At 40.6% G+C, this 16,371-nt stretch carries 13 protein-coding genes, 6 pseudogenes and 1 riboswitch; of the genes and pseudogenes, 11 read left to right on the top strand and 8 right to left on the bottom strand.

Annotated features, from left to right (window positions below; genetic code table 11):
• Positions 1–334 precede the first annotated feature (334 nt).
• The 4 genes and pseudogenes from istA (V3224_RS01315) (at position 335) to V3224_RS01300 (ending at position 4,061) form a co-directional block, all read left to right on the top strand.
• Positions 335–1,356: pseudogene (gene istA / locus V3224_RS01315) on the top strand (IS21 family transposase).
• Positions 1,353–2,141, top strand: coding sequence for an IS21-like element helper ATPase IstB (gene istB, locus V3224_RS01310; protein WP_334468016.1), 789 nt, complete (start codon positions 1,353–1,355; stop codon positions 2,139–2,141). The pseudogene istA (V3224_RS01315) and the gene istB (V3224_RS01310) overlap by 4 nt, the downstream one beginning before the upstream one ends.
• Before the next feature lie 50 nt (positions 2,142–2,191).
• Positions 2,192–2,921, top strand: a pseudogene (locus tag V3224_RS01305) (DUF1190 family protein).
• Between the two features lie 354 nt (positions 2,922–3,275).
• A complete protein-coding gene (locus tag V3224_RS01300) occupies positions 3,276–4,061 on the top strand; it encodes a glutathionylspermidine synthase family protein (RefSeq protein WP_334468097.1) in 786 nt (261 codons plus the stop codon).
• On the opposite strand, the gene istB (V3224_RS01295) is transcribed toward V3224_RS01300, so the two are convergent.
• A complete protein-coding gene (istB, locus tag V3224_RS01295) occupies positions 4,016–4,777 on the bottom strand; it encodes an IS21-like element helper ATPase IstB (protein ID WP_334467780.1) in 762 nt (253 codons plus the stop codon). The genes V3224_RS01300 and istB (V3224_RS01295) overlap by 46 nt on opposite strands.
• Positions 4,764–5,805 (bottom strand): annotated as a pseudogene (gene istA, locus V3224_RS01290) (IS21 family transposase). The gene istB (V3224_RS01295) and the pseudogene istA (V3224_RS01290) overlap by 14 nt, the downstream one beginning before the upstream one ends.
• Before the next feature lie 89 nt (positions 5,806–5,894).
• Between istA (V3224_RS01290) and V3224_RS01285 the strand changes: the two are divergent.
• Positions 5,895–6,347, top strand: a pseudogene (locus tag V3224_RS01285) (glutathionylspermidine synthase family protein); the annotation flags it as partial.
• Between the two features lie 79 nt (positions 6,348–6,426).
• On the opposite strand, the gene V3224_RS01280 reads toward V3224_RS01285, so the two are convergent.
• Positions 6,427–7,401 carry an IS701 family transposase gene (locus tag V3224_RS01280; RefSeq protein WP_334468014.1) on the bottom strand — a complete coding sequence of 325 codons (975 nt, stop codon included), beginning with the start codon at positions 7,399–7,401 and terminating at the stop codon, positions 6,427–6,429.
• Positions 7,402–7,570: 169 nt separating this feature from the next.
• Between V3224_RS01280 and V3224_RS01275 the strand changes: the two genes are divergently transcribed.
• Entirely contained in the window at positions 7,571–8,092 is a 522-nt protein-coding gene (locus V3224_RS01275) for a hypothetical protein (RefSeq protein ID WP_334468012.1), read from the top strand.
• A gap of 168 nt (positions 8,093–8,260) precedes the next feature.
• On the opposite strand, the gene V3224_RS01270 is transcribed toward V3224_RS01275, so the two are convergent.
• On the bottom strand, positions 8,261–9,337 hold the full coding sequence (locus tag V3224_RS01270; RefSeq protein ID WP_334468011.1) for a hypothetical protein: 1,077 nt from the start codon (positions 9,335–9,337) through the stop codon (positions 8,261–8,263).
• Between V3224_RS01270 and V3224_RS01265 the strand changes: the two genes are divergently transcribed.
• Entirely contained in the window at positions 9,319–10,287 is a 969-nt protein-coding gene (locus V3224_RS01265; RefSeq protein WP_032115191.1) for an IS110 family transposase, read from the top strand. The genes V3224_RS01270 and V3224_RS01265 overlap by 19 nt on opposite strands.
• Here V3224_RS01265 and V3224_RS01260 read toward each other — a convergent pair.
• Positions 10,269–10,559 (bottom strand): hypothetical protein, encoded by a 291-nt coding sequence (locus V3224_RS01260; RefSeq protein ID WP_334468008.1) that lies wholly within the window; start codon positions 10,557–10,559, stop codon positions 10,269–10,271. The genes V3224_RS01265 and V3224_RS01260 overlap by 19 nt on opposite strands.
• Before the next feature lie 72 nt (positions 10,560–10,631).
• Between V3224_RS01260 and V3224_RS01255 the strand changes: the two are divergent.
• From V3224_RS01255 to V3224_RS01245, 3 genes and pseudogenes are all read left to right on the top strand, one after another.
• Positions 10,632–10,889: pseudogene (locus V3224_RS01255) on the top strand (IS982 family transposase); the annotation flags it as partial.
• 117 nt (positions 10,890–11,006) lie between these two features.
• Entirely contained in the window at positions 11,007–11,879 is an 873-nt protein-coding gene (locus V3224_RS01250) for an IS982 family transposase (RefSeq protein ID WP_334467716.1), read from the top strand.
• Between the two features lie 28 nt (positions 11,880–11,907).
• Positions 11,908–12,510, top strand: a pseudogene (locus tag V3224_RS01245) (transposase); the annotation flags it as partial.
• Here V3224_RS01245 and V3224_RS01240 read toward each other — a convergent pair.
• The gene (locus V3224_RS01240; RefSeq protein WP_334468006.1) at positions 12,470–13,165 is read right to left on the bottom strand and encodes a hypothetical protein; all 696 of its coding nucleotides are present in this window, start codon (positions 13,163–13,165) and stop codon (positions 12,470–12,472) included. The pseudogene V3224_RS01245 and the gene V3224_RS01240 sit on opposite strands and share 41 nt — an antisense overlap.
• A gap of 257 nt (positions 13,166–13,422) precedes the next feature.
• Complete coding sequence (gene ribB / locus V3224_RS01235) at positions 13,423–14,076, bottom strand: 3,4-dihydroxy-2-butanone-4-phosphate synthase (RefSeq protein WP_334468005.1); 654 nt, start codon at positions 14,074–14,076, stop codon at positions 13,423–13,425.
• Between the two features lie 120 nt (positions 14,077–14,196).
• Positions 14,197–14,362: riboswitch (FMN riboswitch) on the bottom strand.
• 237 nt (positions 14,363–14,599) lie between these two features.
• Between ribB and ubiK the strand changes: the two genes are divergently transcribed.
• A complete protein-coding gene (ubiK, locus tag V3224_RS01230) occupies positions 14,600–14,866 on the top strand; it encodes a ubiquinone biosynthesis accessory factor UbiK (RefSeq protein ID WP_334468003.1) in 267 nt (88 codons plus the stop codon).
• Positions 14,867–14,918: 52 nt separating this feature from the next.
• Here the strand turns inward: ubiK and hldE are convergent, their stop codons facing one another.
• Positions 14,919–16,346, bottom strand: a complete 1,428-nt coding sequence (gene hldE, locus V3224_RS01225) for a bifunctional D-glycero-beta-D-manno-heptose-7-phosphate kinase/D-glycero-beta-D-manno-heptose 1-phosphate adenylyltransferase HldE (RefSeq protein ID WP_334468002.1) — start codon at positions 16,344–16,346, stop codon at positions 14,919–14,921.
• Positions 16,347–16,371: the final 25 nt, after the last annotated feature.

Genomic DNA, 16,371 nt, shown 5'->3' with positions numbered 1-16,371 from the left:
ATAACTTATTGTAAATTAAGTAAATTTATGCATTTCAGTAACTTGCAGATTAATCATTACTTTTAAGCCATTTCTAGAATTTTATAGGCCTGTGCGAAACTCGTGAAATAATCAGGTTGATAGCCATCTTTCTATCCGTTTTATGCTTTAATTTCCAGCGTAATTACCCTATTCTATCCTAGTTTCACGATTTTTATTTCGACCTTTAGGATAGGTAAATGATGATGAAAATAAAGCGCCCGAAAAATATTTCGCTACCAATGTAAAAATGATCCACTTGCTAATGTAAAACTGATCCACTAAGAGTAAATATGGCAGTTTTAAGGTACTGCCGATGATAACATTGGAGATCAGAGTGGAAATTTCTGTTTTACATCGCCGGGGTATGTCTATACGTGCGATTGCGCGACGGCTTTCATGCTCAAGAGTAACCGTGAGGCCATATCTTCGTAGCACTGAAGCGGCGGCGAATATGCGTTATAAATCGAGAGCGCCTAGACCCGGTAAGTTGGATCCCTTCAAGGTATATATTCTCGAACGCGTAGAGGCGGCCAGACCTGATTGGATACCGGCCTGCGTATTGCTACCGGAGATCCGTGAAGGAGGCTACACAGGCAGCTATAGCTTGCTGACCGCTTTTCTTCATCCTATGAAAAAAACCGTTATTGAAGATGTTGTCCGCTTTGAGACTGAACCCGGTGAACAGATGCAGGTTGACTTCACGATTATCAGACAGGGGAAGAATCCTTTGATGGCATTCGTTGCCACGTTAGGCTGGAGTCGCTCCACTTTTGTTAGGTTTTACATCTGTCAAAATTCAGCAGCCTGGGGCGACGGGATTGAGTCAGCCCTACAGTATTTTGGCGGTACGCCTCGTCAGCTGCTATTTGATAATGCGAAGACCATTATCATTGAGCGTGATGTTTATGGTCCTGGTAAACACCGCTGGAACCCACAGCTTATCAAGCTTGCCGAAAAATATGCTTTCAGTCCGAAAGTCTGCCGTCCATACAGGGCGAAGACTAAAGGTAAGGTTGAACCTTTTAATCACTATCTTAAGAACAGTTTCATTGTTCCACTAACCGCGTCATTTCGTCAGGCAGGGCTTACTTTGGATGCTACCGCCGCCAACTCACGTATTGGAGACTGGCTGAGTACAATAGCTAATGTACGTAAACACGGCACTACGGGTGTATCGCCGGAAGAGCGCATGCTACAGAACGCTTGGCACTGTTGCCGCTGCCGAAAGTCATGCAAGCATTTCCTTTACCGATACATCAGACTCGCCCCATTCCTATCGAGAGCCTACAACATCCTTTGTCCGTCTATCAGTCGATTCTGGAGATGCCGATATGAGTCTTCAGTATGAACGCATCGAAAAATTCTGCCAGCAGCTTAAACTGGACAGACTAAGCACAGAGTGGCCAGCTGTAGCGCAAGGAACTGTCGACAAGAACGGTACACTCGCTGACTTTCTAGTGTCTGTTTTACGACACCAGTATGAAGGACTTACTGAACGTCGGCGTCAAACGATACTCCGTTTATCTGGGCTGCCAGTGATAAAGACGTTGGAGCAGTTTGATTACAAATATGCCAGCGGTGTTCCCCGTAACCAAATACAGGAACTGGCTGGACTGGCTTTTATTGAGCGCCAGGAGAATATCGTGTTGTTAGGTCCGTCTGGTGTCGGTAAGACCCACCTTGCTACTGCCATCAGCTATAGGGCTGCGATGCAGGGATTAAGCATCCGTTTTCTAACTGCGGCGGACATGATGTTGCAGCTGCTTACCTCTCATCGACAAGGTGACCTTAAAGGATATCTTACCCGAGTTATCAGTAAACCTAGACTATTGATTATCGATGAAGTTGGCTATTTACCTTTTGGCAAGGAAGAAGCAAACCTGTTCTTCCAGGTGGTGGCAAAGCGATATGAAGCGGGTAGTGTGCTCTTAACTAGTAATCTGTCTTTTGCTCAGTGGTCAAGTACATTTGGTGACGATGAGACGCTAACAGCGGCTATGCTGGATAGATTGCTGCACCATGCACATATTGTACAGATTAGTGGACAAAGTTATCGGTTAAAAGACAAGCTAAAAAGCGGTCAGCTACATAAAAAATTGAAACCGGAACTTAGCGAGTAAATTAAAGGGGGTGGATCAGTTTTACTTTAGCAAAGTGGATCAGAATTCAGTTGGCATTGACAAATATTAATCAAGGTGCTTTTCGCAAAAGCTGGCGCGTCTACCGCTTAGCACCTGTTGCCTTAGCTATTAGTACGGTATTTATGTTGTCCGCTTGTGAGCAAAGCGACGAAACCGTCTCTTTATATACTAACGCAGAGGATTGTGCCCAAAAAAAACCCGGCTCAAAGTGAACAATGTTCGCTGGCTTATAAAAATGCATTGCAGGAAGCGGCTAAAACTGCACCTAAATATGCGACACGTGAAGACTGTGTGGCCGAATTTGGGGAAGAAAAATGTACTCAGGCTCCCACTCAAACCGCAACTCAAACCACAACTACAACCCAAACTGCATCTCAAGCTCAAGCTGGTTTAGCGACAGAAAATCAAGCTAGTGGACAAAGTGGTAGCTTCTGGATGCCATTAATGGCAGGTTACATGATGGGACGTCTAATGGGTGGTGGTACAGCTGCGCCAGCCCCTGCAGCGCAACCTCTCTTTAGCTCAAGCAATCCTGCAAGTCCCGCCAATGGAAAATTTGTTGATGCTAGTGGCAAAAACTATGGGCCGGCTGTAGCGGGAGGTAGAACTATGGCCTTACCTCCATCAGCTCTTGCTCCTAAACCGGCAACGACCACCACTATCACTCGTGGCGGTTTCGGTGAATCAGTCGCTAAACAACAGACTCGCATGCAGCGTCAAAGTGCCACAACGCCTTCTCAGCGTTCTATGGGAGGTTGATAGCGATGATAAGGATGCCCATCACTGAACGCACTGATTGGAAAGAAAAGGCAGCTGAATTTGGCACGAGTTTCGCACCAATAAAAAAACGCTCTATTTTTAAGTTTAATTCAGCATAATGTGTAAATAGATAAAACCTTATAAATTAAATATAACTTATTGTAAATTAAGTGAATTTATGCATTTCAGTAACTTGCAGATTAATCATCACTTTTAAGCCATTTCTAGAATTTTATAGGCCTGTGCGAAACTCGTGATAAATAGAAAAAATCTCATAAATTAAAAATAACTTATTGTAATTTAAGTAAATTTATACGTCTTAGCAAGTTACAGATTAATTATTGTTCTGAAGCCATTTCTAGAATTTTATATGCCCGTGCGAAACTCGTGTTTGGTTTTCATTTTCACACCTTATACGGTGAACCTTACTGGTGTGAAAATGCCTATTACCAATTTACTATGCAACAAATCGAAGATCTTGAAGCAACCACCGCTGAATTACATCAAATGTGCCTGCAAGTGGTCGAAAAAGTGGTTAGTAACGAGGAATTATTGATAAAATTTCAGATCCCTAAACATTGTTGGGAATTTGTTAATCACTCATGGAAAACTAACCAACCTTCACTTTATTCTCGATTGGATTTAGCTTATGACGGTAAAAGACCTGCAAAATTATTAGAAAATAATGCAGATACACCAACATCTTTATATGAAACCGCATTTTTTCAGTGGATTTGGTTAGAAGATCAAATCAATGCTGATCAATTTAATAGCATACAAGAACAACTTATTGAACGCTTTGCGTTTTTGCGTGAATCATTTGGTTTTAACTGGTTACATTTCAGCTGCTGCCAAGATAGTGACGAAGATCGCGGCACCATACAATACCTACAAGACTGTGCTAACGAAGCCAATATTCCCACCGAATTTCTCTATATTGATCAAATCGGTTTAGGTGAAAAAGGACAGTTTACCGATCCTAATAACCAAGTTATTAGCAATCTGTTTAAATTATATCCTTGGGAATTTGTCAACGATCACCGAAAACTGATCCACTTTTTAGCTAAATCCGATCAATCAAAATTGATCCACTTTTACTCAGTCATTGCTCCTGAGCGCCGCTTATCTTTCAATCGATAGCTTTCACCGCTTAATTGCAGTACATGCGAATGATGAAGTAAACGATCAAGCATAGCGGCAGTTAATGTTGCGTCATCAGCAAAAGCATTTGGCCATTGCCCAAATGATAAGTTACTCGTCAATATGACACTGCCATGCTCATAACGCTTGGCAATCACATTGAAAAACAGGTTTGCTTCTTCTCGCCCAAACGGCAGGTATCCAATCTCATCGATAATCAACAATTTCGGGGCCATCACCGAACGTGATAGATATTGTTTGAGCTTATTTTGTCGTTTGGCAGTTGAGAGTTGCAACATCAGTTCAGCTGCCGTGGTAAAGCGGGTTTTCTTCTTGGCCTGTACTGCTTTTAATCCTAACCCAATAGCTAAATGCGTTTTGCCTACACCGCTTGGGCCAAGCAACACGACATTTTCATTACGTTCAATAAACGTTAATGCGCTTAATTCCTGTATGTGTTGTTTGGGGATCCCCGTTGCAAACTTAAAATCGAACGTATTAAGTTCTTTATGTGCTGGGAATCCTGCCATCCGACTCAAAAGATTACGGGTTCGTTCATCTCGTTGTTGTTGCTCACATTTTAATAGGGACAGTAAAAACTCTCCGTAGCTTTTGTCTTGGGCAATGCATTGTTCGGCAAGTGATGACCAATGAGTCGGAATAGAATTTAATTTCAATGACTCACACAGGTGTTCAATTTGTTCATGCAATAACATGTTCACCTCCCAGCAATGCTTCGTATACGCTGATTGAGTGTTGCAAACTGACAGATTCAAGGGGCGGTACGATACGGATATTAAGCGTATCAGTCTGCGGGATAGATTGGCAAACCCTTGCTGGTAAGGGTAGAAGATACTTAACTTCCTTAGCTAGTCTATCTGCTGGCTTCTCTAACGTTGTTCCATGAATCCGCTGATGGGCAACGCGTTGTAACCAGGGCCCCACTCTTGCATTAGCTATCTCAATATCCAGTTCAAGATTATGAGCACGAAGGTCGGTATTTAATGGTACGATAAAGCTGTTTTTTAAATAGTGGTTAAAGCGCTCTACTTTCCCTTTAGTTTTTGCCCTGTAGGGGCTTGCAAGCACACAATTTAAACCCGTAATCTTTCGACATTTGAAGCATTTCGACATGTAATTTATGTTCACCTTCTGCATAAGCATCCCGTTCGATGATGAGGGATTTTGCGTTATCACACAATATTTCCTGTGGTACACCACCAAAATAGTCGAAAGCTTCTCGTAAACCTTGTTGCCACGATTCTGCTCGTTCATTATCAAAGAACTTTACATAACTCGCACGCGAATAGCCTAGCGTTGCACCAAACGCTTTTAGTGATTTTTTACCTCGCCGGATGCTGGTGAAGTCGATTTGCATTTGTTGACCTGGCTGTGTTTCAAAACGGACGACAGCTTCGGGAACAATGCTTGGTTTAAATTGACAAACAAATCGGCGTAATTGAGCAATACCGCCTTGATAGCCGCTTTCAACTACTTCATCAAATAAGACTGTTGCAGGGATCCAATCAGGTTTAGCCAGTTCAATTCGCTGAAGCAAATAAGGTTTAAAGGGTGCTAATTTAGTCGGTTGTTGACTTCTTTTAGCATAAGTTGGCATTGTCTGTTGTTGTAAATGATGTTTTACGGTGTTACGGGATATGCCCAATTCACGGGCAATTTTTCGAAGGCTTTGTCCTTGTGCAAAGCGAACATGAATATCCACAAATATCTCCTTGGTTAACATAAATTATCCGTACAAAAATGTGCGAATAATACCAAGTGGATCAGTTTTAGATGATCGTTAGTGGATCAGTTTTGCATGATCGGTGACAGGAATTTATGTTTAGAGAGATTTTTTCTACTAAGTTAGCAGATGCTGGCGTAAGGTGGTTAGAACCTGCTTGGAAAAGCATTATTTCTAACAAAGCATTACTACCTATGCTATGGGAAATGTTTCCTAATCACCCCAATTTGTTACCGGCCTATTTTGCAGAAGCTAATCCGCCAAAACTGGACAGCTATGTAATCAAACCTATTTTTTCACGAGAAGAAGCAAATATTCGTATCATCGATAATGAACGTGAAATTGCCTCAGTAGACGGTCCATATGGCGAAGAGGGGATGATTATTCAACAATTTTATCCGCTACCACAATTTGAAAATAACTATACATTAATCGGTGGTTGGCTGGTAAATGATCAACCGGCAGGAATTGGTATTCGAGAAGACAAACAATTAATTACCCAAGATCTATCCCGCTTTTACCCGCATATTATTCTAAATTAATCCATGCAACATAAGAACAAGATAATGATAAAGCAATCATTATCTTGCTGTTTTTACTATTCACGAGTTTCGCACAAAACTAATTTGGGTACGCTAATAAAACACGGATTTGCTCAGTAATAGCACTTTTGATTACGTCCCAATTTTGTTGATAAAGGGTTATTTTTTCAGATATACGACGTTTATGTTGTTCAAACCACGCAGAAATAGCGAGAAAAATATGATTTCTTTGCGCTCGGCTCGTGCGAGCGTGACAGCGTTCAATACCACAGTTTTGTTTAACTTCTCGATGATAAACTTCAACAGACCAACGGGCATCCATGATAGATTGGACGTATTGACGGGTGGGATTCTCTTTGTTTGTTACTATGTAATCAATACGGCCGTTTTTGGCTGTAAATTTGAAAACGGTTACCCAACCATATCCTCGCAAGTGTATTGACGTTCCTTCTTCTGAGATGTCTAACTTGTTCAGTTGTTTGTTATGGTTAACAATCCTATTTTTCCTCAGCGTGTTTACCCAGATCCAACCATGAGAGCGAATTGATTTCAGGTTATCCAGGCTAGAATACCAAGCATCCATCACTACGGCTTCTGGTATGATCCCTCTTTTTTTAGCAAGAGTGAGCATTTCGGAAAAGTGCGTGTTTTTTGTTTTTCCATCAGAATCTTTATCATAAATACGATAATTGATAGGAATTGATTCAACCTTCGTCAGATCATGCCAAAGCAAATTAACTAAACCTATGCCAGCAATAACATCATGTTCATTACCTGAATATTGATAATGGACCATCTCTATTTTTTTACTACGTGTTTTGGCAATCAATGTATCATCGGCAATTAGTACGCAAGGGCTTTTTTTGTCTATAGAAGGTTCAACTAATCGCCATAGGTCTTTAGGTCTAAAACATCTACTTTTTAGCCATCGGCTAACAGTGTCATGAGATAAAGGCGATGGGCTTACTTCTGATAACGCTAAACCAGAGTATCTTAAACTGCTTACTTGTAAGAATGTTTTATAGATATCTTTAATACATGGATAACCCGACAAAATATGAACACCCTGATTTTTTCTTGTTTTTAAATTTATACTTCTTTTTTGGAGATTGCGAAACTCGTGCGTTAGTGAAATACGCCGAAAAACATCCGGAGCTTAGAATGCTCTACATTGCCTTTAATCGCTCAGTGGAGAAGAGGCGGACGAAAAATTTCCCGCTAATGTGCTTTGTAAAACATCCCATCAACTGGCATGGCCTGGTTTTGGTAGAAATTATGCTAATCGATTAACCCATTCTCTGCGGCTTTTGGATATTGCTAATGCCACTCAGAGTGATGACTGGCTATACGTAAAAGCGATTCAGGACACTTTAAAGAATTTTATGTGCAGTGTGGATAGTCAGATTATGTTACGCCACTGTCCCTCAATATTGATGGGTGAAGTTAAAAAATCATTTACCGCTAATGAGGTGGTCAGCCAGAGTGAACAACTCTGGCATCGAATGATTAACCTTTCTGATAATTTCCCCGTTATTCATGATATGTATTTGAAGCTGTACCAACTTTCACAACCTAACCTTTCTCACCGTTTTGACGTTATTTTGTTTGATGAAGCGCAGGACGCTAATCCGGTTACTCACGATATTGTGTTTCCTCAAAACACAAACACGAGTTTCGCACAGGCCTATAAAATTCTAGTAATCTGCAAGTTACTGAAATGCATAAATTCACTTAATTTACAATAAGTTATATTTAATTTATAAGGTTTTATCTATTTACATATTATGCTGAATTAAACTTAAAAATAGAGCGTTTTTTTATTGGTGCGAAACTCGTGCTATTATGACTAATGAGTTGAAAAAATAACAAGTAAAATTCCATTGCCAGCTAATTATTTACAAACTATTTTTTGTCTAATTGGCATTGCCAGATGAACAATACAAATCTTGATTTAACTTGGGAAAAACATGGGGACTTGAGTATTTCCATACCTGCTGCCAATATTCTGCAATTAATTCTTCCACCGCCTTTTTGCCTTCTACCACATAATTAAACTCAGAAAGATGACCTGGATAAAGATTGCCAAAGCCGACAACATATAGTTCATCGTCAATAATCATTAACTTGGCATGATTTGCCGGAGCAGCCGGCACCTTAGGGTAAATAAACCCACTGCCTTCAATGGTTGACATAAGAGAACTACCAATTATACCTCGTAATGGCGGCTTTTTTACCAGAGGCTGCTGCTTAAGCGTGGCGGTATATGCCGCCAAATCGAGATTCGGCCATTGATAGGTTTTTCCCTCCGTAGTTTGCTGTTCTGATAGCCTATCAGTGAAAAAAAAGGGCGCTATCAATACTCGCTTCAATGCATCAGCACGATCGCCATTTTCATCACTCAATAATTCATCGGTATCAAGATCATGAGTGATGTAATATTTTAACAATTCAAAGGTTCGTTCAGCACCGGAGCCAAAAGAGTATTGATCACCCGCTGCCCCGGCGGCGGCATCCAAAGGAGACACAACCACATGGAGTTGTAATGATTTATTAGCAAGCAATGCTTCAATAAGCCACCGGCAAACAGTATGATCAACCGATCTTTTTTTCCATGCACTAATTAAATCTTGCTGCGAGATCCTAATCATATAGCGGGCATTTTTAATCAGATGTTCTTTCATAATTTCTGAGCCGTGATGATAATCGGTATTCATATTAGGTCCAGTCCAGTATTTACCAACAGACAATATCCTATCAGCTCGCTTATATTCTTCGATTTTACTATAGTCGTCTCCCTTGTATCTTGAAATTTGGTTATAATAATAGCGATTAGATTTGGCAAGGTGTATGTAATCCGATTGTCCCTGGGGTTTATAGCCCGTAGCAAAGCGAATGATGCATACACTTAGCCACTCATCTGAAACCCGAACAGTTGTCCGTAATTCATAACGTATTTGCAAGGATGGGTAATATGAGTCAGCTAAATCCAATTTGTGTAGGAATTGATGTTTCTAAAGCTTCATTGGATATTGCAGGCACCAATAACATTGAGCAGTTCAGAGTCAGCAATAACCCTGACGGGTTCGATACCATCATTTATCAACTGAAAAAGAACAACATAGCCTTGATTCTGATGGAAGCTACAGGTGGTCTCGAGGCAGCGATTGCATGCGCTCTTCAGGCTGAAGGTTTTGATGTTGCCGTTATCAATCCCAGGCAAGCCAGAGACTTTGCTCGATCCATGGGCTATCTGGCAAAGACTGATAGAATAGATGCCAGAGTTTTAGCTCAGATGGCTGATGTCATTAACCGCCATCCTGAGCGGTCACGTTTTATCCAGGCTATTCCTGATGCAGAGCGTCAGATTCTTGCTGCTATGGTGGTGCGCAGACGCCAGCTGATTGCAATGCTTGTAGCTGAAAGAAACCGGATGCATCCATCTCACCCGCAAAACAGAAAAAGCATCAGTAACATCATCAATGCACTAGAAAATGAACTTAAACGGATTGACGAGGATATGCATAAGCATATTACGGATCATTTCAACGAGCTTGCAGAGCGGCTAAGTACTATCAAAGGCATTGGTATGATGACTGCTGCTACATTGCTGGCAGAAGTCCCTGAGTTAGGGAAACTCTCGCGCAGGGAGATCAGTGCACTGGTTGGGGTAGCTCCTGTTAATAGAGACTCGGGAACCATGCGTGGCCGACGAACCATTTTTGGCGGTCGGGCCGGAGTTCGAACCTCTTTGTACATGGCTGCACTGGTTGCAACTCGTTTCAATCCGGTGATAAAAGCATTTTACACACGGCTGGTTGCAGCAGGAAAAGCCAAAAAAGTGGCGCTGGTTGCCTGTATGCGCAAACTGCTGACTATCCTGAATGCGATTCTCAGAAAGAACCAAGAATGGGATGAGTCGTATCATAACGTTGCTCCATAAATATACTGTTCAAGACAGTTGCTTGCTCCGCATTGATTATCAATATCTTCATGCAGCTGAAGCAGATATTTTTGCTGCTCGGTTACCGACATCATCACAACTGGATCTTGTAGTGGATCTTCCAGTTTTCCTTGTAATTCAGTGCCAATCTGCCATGACATACTTTTTACATCAAAATATTCTTTCTTGAGCAGAGCACTATTGCATAACCACATTTCATTTAAGTAACCTGAGTTCGGGATAAGAAATAAAGAGAAAGTCTTGATATTCAAATAGTTGAATGAGCCTGTTTTGTTAAAATACTCTAACAGTCTGGTTAAAGAGTAGAGCATTGTTAAACAATTATGGAAAATCTTACTGAACTTTATTGCCTGATGGATGATTTTTGCAAAGACTTCGAGCCAAAAATGCATGAATATTTGCTGACTAACGGTACTAAGCGTCGTAGACGGTCTACTCAGCTTTCGTTGGCGGAAATGATGACACTGGTTGTGTTGTTTCATCAACTCCGATTCAGGCAATTCAAGGTATTTTATCTCTATTATGTCCGCTTATATCTCCGGAAGGAATTTCCTAACTTGCCATCCTATTCACGCTGTGTAACCTGAGTTCGGGATAAGAAATAAAGAGAAAGTCTTGATATTCAAATAGTTGAATGAGCCTGTTTTGTTAAAATACTCTAACAGTCTGGTTAAAGAGTAGAGCATTGTTAAACAATTATGGAAAATCTTACTGAACTTTATTGCCTGATGGATGATTTTTGCAAAGACTTCGAGCCAAAAATGCATGAATATTTGCTGACTAACGGTACTAAGCGTCGTAGACGGTCTACTCAGCTTTCGTTGGCGGAAATGATGACACTGGTTGTGTTGTTTCATCAACTCCGATTCAGGCAATTCAAGGTATTTTATCTCTATTATGTCCGCTTATATCTCCGGAAGGAATTTCCTAACTTGCCATCCTATTCACGCTGTGTAGAGTTACTTCCGCGTAGTGCCTTAGCGTTAACGGCACTGTTTGAGTCAATTAAGGGAAAATGCACGGGGCTATCGGTTGCCGATTCTACTCCGATAGCGGTGTGTGATAACTTACGGATCCGCAGACATAAAGTCTTCAATGGGATAGCTGAACGGGGAAAAAATTCAACAGGTTGGTTCTTTGGTTTCAAGCTTCATGTAATTATCAATCATTTGGGGGAAATACTCAGTTTTCGACTCACACCAGGAAACACCGATGATCGGAAACCATTGCCTGAGCTGACAAAGGATCTTTCTGGTTGTTTGTACGCAGATAAAGGGTATTTATCGGCTTCACTGAAACAGCAACTCAAAACGATGGGAATTAGCCTTATAACGAATATCAAGAAGAAAATGAAGCCTATTAAACAGACTTGTTTCGACAAAGCCATCTTGCGTCATCGTTCTGTCATTGAAACGGTATTTGATGAGTTAAAAAATCTTTGTCAAATAGAGCATACGCGACATCGCTCTCCGGCTAACTTTGTAGTGAATTTATTAGGCGGACTGGTTGCATATTGTTTAATGCCATCTAAACCAAAGATACCTGTTGCAGGTACGTATCTTCAAGTATAATTGATAATGCTTATCCCGAACTCAGGTTATTTATGATAAAGATTCTGATGGAAAAATAAAAAACACGCACTTTTCCGAAATGCTCACTCTTGCTAAAAAAAGAGGGATCATGCCAGAAGCCGTAGTGATGGATGCTTGGTATTCTAGCCTGGATAACCTGAAATCAATTCGCTCTCATGGTTGGATCTGGGTAAACACGCTGAGGAAAAATAGGATTGTTAACCATAACAAACAACTGAACAAGTTAGACATCTCAGAAGAAGGAACGTCAATACACTTGCGAGGATATGGTTGGGTAACCGTTTTCAAATTTACAGCCAAAAACGGCCGTATTGATTACATAGTAACAAACAAAGAGAATCACACCCTTCAATACGTCAAATCTATCATGGATGCCCGTTGGTCTGTTGAAGTTTATCATCGAGAAGTTAAACAAAACTGTGGTATTGAACGCTGTCAGGCTCGCACGAGCTGAGCGCAAAGAAATCATATTTTTCTCGCTATTTCTGCGTGGTTTGAACAACATAAACGTCGTATATCTGAAAAAATAACCCTTTATCAACAAAATTGGGACGTAATCAAAAGTGCTATTACTGAGCAAATCCGTGTTTTATTAGCGTACCCAAATTAGTTTTGTGCGAAACTCGTGTTCTGAATAAATCCATATTCAAATTATGCCCCCCTACCAGAGATTCAACCCCATCAACAGCAATGATCTTGGTATGATTCCAGGTCATTCTGGTATCATTAATTGGCAGAAAATCTGGAAAAAGGTTTTTTATAAAAGAATTGATCATTCCTTCATCAAGGCGGAAAAAGCGACTTATCCAAATTTCAGGCATTAATTCCCAATCTTGCGCTCGTGATTGAATAAGTTTTAATAGCTCATCTTTAAAAGCAACGTAATCAAAGGGACCTGTTTCTACCGCCGACAATCCATTTAAAAATACTGTTGGCGACTGACCAAAAAGAAAACGAAATTGAGTTGGTCTGGTTCGCCCTATTTTTTTTGACAACCCATTATCAATCGCCTGCAATATAATTTTACGCCAATCAGCATCAGGGCTGTTAAGTGAAGAAATATCACAGCGGTAACGTGCTTTTTTGATTATCTCAATGATAGCTGTCGCAAAGTCTTGCTGGCGCTTAAAAGAATGGGGCATAATTTGTTCATCGAATGAGCTTCCCCAAGCGTGCGGAGTATCCATTAGGCGAACATAATTTGGACCACTAAGACGATGAAAATATTTTTTAAGCTTTTCCAACAAATTATCTATCTGACTCATGTTTAAAATTCCTTTTAAAATATGATGATCATGATGGAATAATTGAAATAATATAGAGCTGCCAATTGAAACAATCCGGTTTTACCGGCAAAACAAATTTACGCATCATTCTTCAATCGCCATAGTTTTCCATTATGGCGATATATTTCAATATGGCAGGAATTTGAGAGAAAACTTTCCAGTATTGAACATACTGGTTTAAGCATAAAACTCAGATAGGATAAAATTCAATCACCAGAAATAGCTTATTCAAACTGCTAACCTGCTTTTTTGGGAAATTGCTGACGATAAGTTACCAAATCCTCAATAGTTATTACCGGCATATCATGTTGCTTGGCAAAGATAAGTACTTCTGGCATACGGGCCATGGTACCATCGTCATTTGTCAACTCACATAAAACACCTACTGGCTTAAAACCGGCTAAAGTCACCAAATCAATGGTAGCTTCGGTATGACCACGACGCTGCAATACCCCTCCTTCTTGGGCTCTCAACGGAAAAACATGTCCAGGCCGATTAAGATCGGTCGGTTTTGCATCATCGGCAATTGCTTTACGGATAGTCATTAAACGATCACTGGCTGAAACGCCGGTTGTTACACCTTCGGAAGCCTCGATGGTAATAGTAAATGCGGTTTGGAATTGACTAGAATTTTCTTCAACCATCATCGGTAATGCTAGCTGCTTACGGCGTTCTTCCGTTATACAAAGACAAACAATTCCACTGCCATGGCGGATAGTTAATGCCATCTGTTCAACAGTCATAGTTTCAGCAGCAAAAATAATATCACCCTCGTTTTCACGGTCTTGGTCGTCAAGTACCATAACACCTTTACCTTGACGTAATGCCTTAAGAGCACGTTCTATACGTTCGATCGGATTGCCATACGTGGAAAGTGACGTCTGATTCATGGTAAAACCTCATCAATAAATACTAAATTACCAGAACCAGGGCAAACGTGGGAGTATAAAAAATCAAATCAGTATCTTAAAAATCTGCACACAATTGGCAGGCCTCAAAACTACAGATATCGTTATTCTCTCCCATCCGGACTATAACCGTCGGTTCCAGAATCTCACTGGATCTGCTGACTTCCATCACAAAATGCTATAATGGAACGCTCGCGGACTTAATTATTCAATTAACAGAATAAATATCACCGCCGGTGGAGAATTTCACTCCGCCCTGAGATAAACAGCTAAACTATATCGTGAATATAATTCTGTAGCAATCAACAATAACAAAATATATCGTGGAATAGTATTTTCATTTATATAGTCAGCCAACTTAGTATTAAGTGGTTATTGCACTAATTTAGACCCATTATTCTCAGCAAATTTATTAAAAATAATTTTGTCAAAGTAAGCTGATTATTTTAAGATCTGCTACTAAATAACCTATAGATTATAATTTGTGACCTAAAAGGATAGCGTAATGCTTGACGCGAAAAAAATTGAACAAGTTGTTCGCCAGATCAAAGATACCTTACCGCAAGGAATACGCGACTTAAGCGAAGATCTTGATAAAAAGCTACGGGCAATATTACAGTCCCAGTTAGGAAAACTCGATTTAGTCTCACGTGAAGAGTTTGATATTCAAACACAAGTTTTACTGCGAACCCGTGAAAAAATGGCACAAATGGAAAAACGCATTGAACAATTAGAAAAAAAACGGCTAGCCAACGAAAACAAGAATGAATAACAAAATGCCACGATACTACTATCGTGGCATCGCTATTTTTTATCTCAAAATATTAATCACTTTTCATAATGGTATTAATAATATTTGTCGTCGACAGCCCCGCTTCAAAATTAAGCACTTTAACTTCACCACCTGCCGCCCAGACCTCTTGGCTACCAGCAATATCTTCCGGCTTATAATCGCCACCTTTGACTAATACATCGGGTAAGATTTCACTGATCAGGCGTTGAGGAGTATCCTCTTCAAAAGAGACCACCCAATCTACTGAACCTAGCGCCCCTAACACGGTCATACGCTGAACTAATGGATTAATAGGACGATCATCACCTTTTAGCCGTTTAGTTGAAGCATCACTATTCACCGCAACAATTAATCGATCGCCTAACTTACGTGCATTGGCTAAATAGATAACATGCCCAGCATGTAAGATATCAAAGCAACCGTTGGTCATCACAATCTTTTCGCCACGGCTGCGGGCAGCTGCAACAGCATGCTTTAGCTGCTGCTCATTCATCACACCAAAACCATCATCAGTTCGACCATGAATGGCATTCTCCAGCTCAATGGGTGATACCGTTGAAGTACCCAGTTTTCCAACCACGACTCCAGCAGCCGCATTAGCTAATACACAAGCTTGATGAAAATCGAGTCGAGCCGCCAACGCCGTTGCCAAAACACCAATAACCGTATCACCAGCTCCGGTAACATCATAAACTTCCTGCGCTTGGGTCGGTAAATGTAAAGGCGGTTTTTCACGCTGCAACAGTGTCATCCCGCGTTCTGAACGAGTGATAAGTAATCCCTTAAGATCAAGGGAATCAATTAACTTCATTCCTTTCTGCTCAATTTCGCTATTGTTTGCACATTTACCAACAATAGCTTCAAATTCAGACATATTGGGAGTTAATAAAGTCGCTCCACGATAACGTTCAAAATCACTACCTTTCGGATCAATAAGAACTGGCACTTGAGCAGCATTTGCTAATGCAATGATCTGCGAAATTTGTGCTAACGCACCCTTACCATAATCAGACAATACCAGTGCCCCGACGCGTGGCAAAGCTTGCCGAATCCGATCTAACAGCGGATTTATATCGACATCACCGAATCCTTCTTCAAAATCTAGTCGAATAAGTTGTTGATTATGCGATAAAATTCTCAGCTTAGTAATCGTAGGATGCGTTGATAATGTAACAAAATCACAACATACATTAGCTTGATTAAGCTTCTCGGTTAATACTTCAGCAGCATCATCAATACCAGTCAGCCCTAGCAAACGAACATTAGCACCCAAAGCTGCAATATTCATGGCAACGTTAGCAGCACCACCAGGACGTTCTTCTTTCATTTCCACTTTAACGACCGGAACCGGCGCTTCTGGTGAAATTCGGTTAGTTAGTCCATACCAATAACGATCTAACATAACATCGCCGATCACCAAAATACTAGCCTGTTTAAAATCAGGGAGAGTGATTTTCATCCATACTCCAATTACAAATAAATTA

It is taken from the genome of Arsenophonus sp. PmNCSU2021_1 (assembly GCF_036919435.1).
Classification (GTDB): Bacteria; Pseudomonadota; Gammaproteobacteria; order Enterobacterales; family Enterobacteriaceae; genus Arsenophonus; species Arsenophonus nilaparvatae.
Note: the sequence above shows the minus strand (reverse complement) of the source record. Positions and strands in the feature narration are given on the sequence as shown.